General features: G+C 69.3%; 4 protein-coding genes. 1 reads left to right on the plus strand and 3 read right to left on the minus strand.

Annotated elements, in window-relative coordinates; translation table 11 throughout:
* Positions 1–57: 57 nt before the first annotated feature.
* The 3 genes from O0J73_RS22110 to O0J73_RS22120 are packed head-to-tail and all read right to left on the minus strand — an operon-like array spanning position 58 to position 2,313.
* Entirely contained in the window at positions 58–564 is a 507-nt protein-coding gene (locus O0J73_RS22110) for a pathogenicity-like protein (protein WP_308309646.1), read from the minus strand.
* Between the two features lie 4 nt (positions 565–568).
* Positions 569–1,477, minus strand: a complete 909-nt coding sequence (gene tesB / locus O0J73_RS22115) for an acyl-CoA thioesterase II (RefSeq protein ID WP_005412623.1) — start codon at positions 1,475–1,477, stop codon at positions 569–571.
* Between the two features lie 59 nt (positions 1,478–1,536).
* Positions 1,537–2,313, minus strand: coding sequence for an enoyl-CoA hydratase/isomerase family protein (locus O0J73_RS22120; RefSeq protein WP_308309647.1), 777 nt, complete (start codon positions 2,311–2,313; stop codon positions 1,537–1,539).
* Positions 2,314–2,347: 34 nt separating this feature from the next.
* Here O0J73_RS22120 and O0J73_RS22125 point away from each other — a divergent pair.
* Positions 2,348–2,628, plus strand: a 281-nt coding sequence (locus O0J73_RS22125) for a copper chaperone PCu(A)C (protein WP_308309648.1), incomplete at its 3' end; no start/stop codon positions are given.

Consider the following 2,628-nt stretch of genomic DNA (forward strand, 5'->3'; position numbering starts at 1 on the left):
TCATGAACCCGTCCGGCGGGCTGCGGTTTCCGGCCAGCGGCCGGCACTACCCGTGTGTCATTTCGGGGGCTGGATGCGGACCCGGATTTCTTCCTCTTCCGGGGGAGCCGGTTGGGCAGGGGCCTGTTGCGGCTGCGCCTGTTGGGTAGGGACCGGTGCGGCCGGCGCCGGGGTGCCGCGATGGCGCAGGCCGATCACCAGCGCCACGCCGGCGATCACCACCAGCAGGGCGATGCGGATGCGCCAGGCCCAGCCGCGGCCGCCGCTGCCCTGTTCCGGCATGTCGCGGAAGGCGAACTCGGCGGTCGGGTGGTCGCGTCGGGTGGTGTCGAGCAGGCGCGCGTCACGCAGGATTTCGCGTGCGCGCGGCTGGTCGTCGGCGCGCACGATCCACACCGCCGGGTAGGCGCTGGCGTTGCCCAGGTCGGTATAGCTGAACTGGCCGCGGCGGCGGGTCTTGTACGAGCGCCCGTTGGTCACCTTGACCTCGATGCCATGCCCGCGCAGGAGCTCGGCCACGCCTTCCACGGTTTCCACGCGCTGGCTGCTGAAGATCTGGCGCATCGGATTACTCCTTGGCCGGCACGGCGGCCGCCGCTGCCTGGTCGGGAACGACGCGGATCAGGCCTTCCTGCGCGGTGCTGGCCACCAGCACGCCGTTGCGGGTGAAGAACTGGCCGCGGGCCAGGCCGCGCGAATCCTGCGCGCTGGGGCTGTCCAGCGAGTACAGCAGCCAGTCGTCGGCACGGAACGGGCGGTGGAACCAGATGGCGTGGTCGAGCGAGGCCATCTGCACATGCGGGTGGTAGTAGCTGATGCCGTGCGGGAACGTCGCGGTACCCAGCAGATGGAAGTCGGAGGCATAGGCCAGCAGCGCCTGGTGCAGCTCGGGCGCATCGCCGACCGGCTCGCTCAGGCGCAGCCACACCTGGTGGTAGGGCGGGCGCTTGGGCGGGTTCAGTTCGTCACGCGGGTAGACGTGGCGGAACTCGAACGGGCCGCCGCGCGACAGCCACCGCTGCACCTTGATCGGCAGCCGCTCCAGCACTTCGGCTGGCAGCGGACGATTCGGTTCGATGTCTTCCGGTTGCGGCACTTCGGGCATCTTGTGCTGGTGCTCGGCCCCGGTTTCGGCCTGCTGGAACGAGGCCGCGCAGAAGAAGATCACCTTGCCGTGCTGGATCGCGGTGACCCGGCGCACCGAGAAGCTGCCGCCATCGCGGGTGCGGTCCACGTCGTAGACGATCGGGTGGTCGATGTTGCCGGCGCGCAGGAAGTAGGCGTGCAGCGAGTGCACGTGGCGGCCGTTGTCGACCGTGGCCTGCGCCGCGGCCAATGCCTGGCCCAGCACCTGCCCGCCGAACACGTACTTGGTGCCGATGTCGCGGCTCTGCCCGCGGAACAGGTTGTCCTCCAGCCGCTCCAGGGTGAGCAGGTCGATCAGCTCGGAGACGACGGGTTCGGGCGTGTCGTTCAAGGGGGCAGCCACAGCAATGAAGAGGGCCTGATTATACCGGTGCAGGCCGGCACTGCCGCTTACTTGCCGAGCCGCGCCACCAGTGCCTGCAGGGCGTTCTGTGCATCCGGGGCGAACCAGGCTTCGACGAAGCGGTCCAGCTGGATCAGGTCAGGGTGCAGGGCTTCGTGCAGGTCGGCGCGGGCAACCGCGCGGGTCAGCAGCATCGGCTGGCGCGGCTGCTTGAGCAGGTTCTGCAGCCAGGCCACCGCGCGGGCCACCACCAGGTCGCCCTCGGCCAGTTCATCGACCAGGCCGATCTGCAGCGCCTGTTCGGCCGGCACCAGCGAGCCGGTGGTCAGCAGGACCCCGGCGCGGTGCACGCCCACCGCGCGGCGCAGCAGGCGCTGGATGCCCTCCGGTGCGATCAGGCCCACCTGCACTTCGTTCAGGCCGATGGCATACGGGCGCGACGGCTCGGTGCTGCGCGCCATCACCCGGTAGTCGCAGCACAGCGCCAGCACGCAGCCGCCGGCCGGGGCGTGGCCGGTGATCGCCGCGACCACCGGGATGCGGCTCTCGGCCAGCGTGCGCACGGCGCCGAAGAAGGCGTTCCAGGTGTCCAACAACTTGTGCTTGTCATCGCCGTGCGAGAGCAGGTGCGGCACGTCCATGCCACCGGTGAAGATGCGTTCGCTGCCCGACAGCACGATGCCGTGCGCATCTTCGGCCATGGCCAGCTCGATGGCGTGGATCAACTGCCGGCACAGTTCGGTGTCCAGTGCGTTGACCGGCGGCCGCGCCAGGCGCAGTTCGCGGATGGGGCCATGGTTGATCACCTCGATGAGCGTCGTCATGCTGCGGTCTCGTTGCGAAGAAGGAACCTGGGCGATGATAACCAAACCATTCGTTGGCGTATTGTTGATGATGTGTGCGGCCGCAGCATCGGCTTCTGCCGCCGAGACCACGTGCGTCACCGTCGAGCAGGGCTGGGCGCGGCTGCCGCCGAATCCGGCGATGCCGATGACCGCCGGCTACGGCGCGATCCACAACCGCTGCGGCAAGGCGGTGGTGATTACCGGTGCGGCCAGCAGCAGCTTTGGTGATGTGTCGCTGCACGAGACCACGATCACTGACGGGGTCAGCCGGATGCGCGCGATCGAGCGCCTGCC

The sequence above is a fragment of the Stenotrophomonas sp. Sm6012 genome, from assembly GCF_030985895.1.
GTDB lineage: Bacteria > Pseudomonadota > Gammaproteobacteria > Xanthomonadales > Xanthomonadaceae > Stenotrophomonas > Stenotrophomonas forensis.

What these genes read in the sequence shown, in the direction of transcription:
- O0J73_RS22110 (WP_308309646.1), bottom strand. Translation starts at nt 564, where the DNA reads ATGCGCCAGATCTTCAGCAGCCAGCGCGTGGAAACCGTGGAAGGCGTG.
- O0J73_RS22120 (WP_308309647.1), bottom strand. Translation starts at nt 2,313, where the DNA reads ATGACGACGCTCATCGAGGTGATCAACCATGGCCCCATCCGCGAACTG.